The organism is Daejeonella rubra, from assembly GCF_900103545.1.
In the GTDB taxonomy this organism is placed as follows: domain Bacteria; phylum Bacteroidota; class Bacteroidia; order Sphingobacteriales; family Sphingobacteriaceae; genus Daejeonella; species Daejeonella rubra.
Genome location: NZ_FNHH01000071.1, coordinates 1 through 1,299, shown reverse-complemented (window position 1 = coordinate 1,299; position 1,299 = coordinate 1). Strand labels below are relative to the sequence as shown.

Here is a 1,299-nt window from a genome sequence, read left to right as displayed (position 1 = left end):
CATTAGTGTCCATTAAAAAATAAAAATTGTTCTTTGAAATCATTGATAGTCTATTAGTTACGGAGTGATTAAGTGCGTGACGATTTGAATTGATTACGTTAGGCGGGATAATTAGCTTAGCATGAATCAGGGCAAGTATGTTTTCGCACAACTGGCGGAGTTTCTTCCACAGCGCGTATTCGATGGAATTGTAAAAAAGTATGACGGTGATAAATATGTGCGACACTTCTCCTGCTGGAACCAGTTGCTTTGCATGTTATTCGGTCAGCTTACCAACCGGGATAGTTTACGGGATCTGATCATTGCCCTGGAAGCCCATAGTAAGAAATTATATCATTTGGGACTTGGCAAAAGCGTAACCCGGAGCAACCTAGCCAAAGCTAACCAGGGCCGGAACAGCATGATATTCGAGGAATTTGCTTATCACCTGATCAGCATCGCCCGGAATAAGCGGGCTAATGAAGATTTTGCGATAAAAGGAAAGGTCTATGCATTTGATTCCTCTACCATAGATCTCTGCCTGAGCGTTTTTTGGTGGGCAAAGTTTCGTAAAACTAAAGGCGGAATAAAACTCCATACCCTTTTTGATATTACCACACAGATCCCCACCTTTATACATATCACACCAGCGGCCGTAAACGACATGAAGGCCATGGACCATCTCATTTATGAAGAAGGTGCTTACTATGTTTTCGACCGGGGCTATGTCGATTTTTCCAGGCTTTATACCATCACCCAAAGGAAAGCCTTCTTTGTGATACGGGCTAAGTCAAGCTTGAAATATCGCAGGATATATTCTGGTAAAGTAGATAAGTCGACTGGGGTATTGTGCGATCAGAAAGGTCTGCTGACGGGGTTTTATACCGCCAAAGATTATCCGGAAAAACTGCGAAGGGTAAAGTACTACGACCAGGAAAGCGATAGAACATTTGTTTTCCTGACCAACAATATGGAAATAACGGCTTCCCAGGTAGCGCTTCTATATAAGAACCGCTGGCAGGTTGAGCTCTTCTTTAAATGGATCAAACAGCATTTGAAGATAAAGTCCTTTTGGGGTACTTCGGAAAATGCAGTTCGTATCCAGGTGTATTCGGCAATCATCGCCTACTGTCTGGTAGCAATAGTTGCTGAAGAGCTCAAATCAGACCGCTCAACCTACGAAATATTACAGGTGATCGGAATCTCGCTACTGGATAAAACTCCTGTAAATGAGCTACTTAAAAATATAGACTACAAAGATGTCAAAGAACTAAATTGTAACCAACTGTCACTCAGCTTGTTTTAAGTGGACAGTAATGA

The 1,299-nt window shown here is 42.0% G+C and carries 1 protein-coding gene; it reads left to right on the top strand.

Features of this window, described 5'->3' with window-relative positions:
* Window positions 1-121: 121 nt before the first annotated feature.
* Window positions 122-1,285, top strand: coding sequence for an IS4 family transposase (locus BLR27_RS18345; RefSeq protein WP_090707335.1), 1,164 nt, complete (start codon window positions 122-124; stop codon window positions 1,283-1,285).
* Window positions 1,286-1,299 lie beyond the last annotated feature (14 nt).

Excerpts from the sequence above, each read along its gene's own strand:
- BLR27_RS18345 (WP_090707335.1), top strand. The coding sequence starts at position 122 with ATGAATCAGGGCAAGTATGTTTTCGCACAACTGGCGGAGTTTCTTCCA.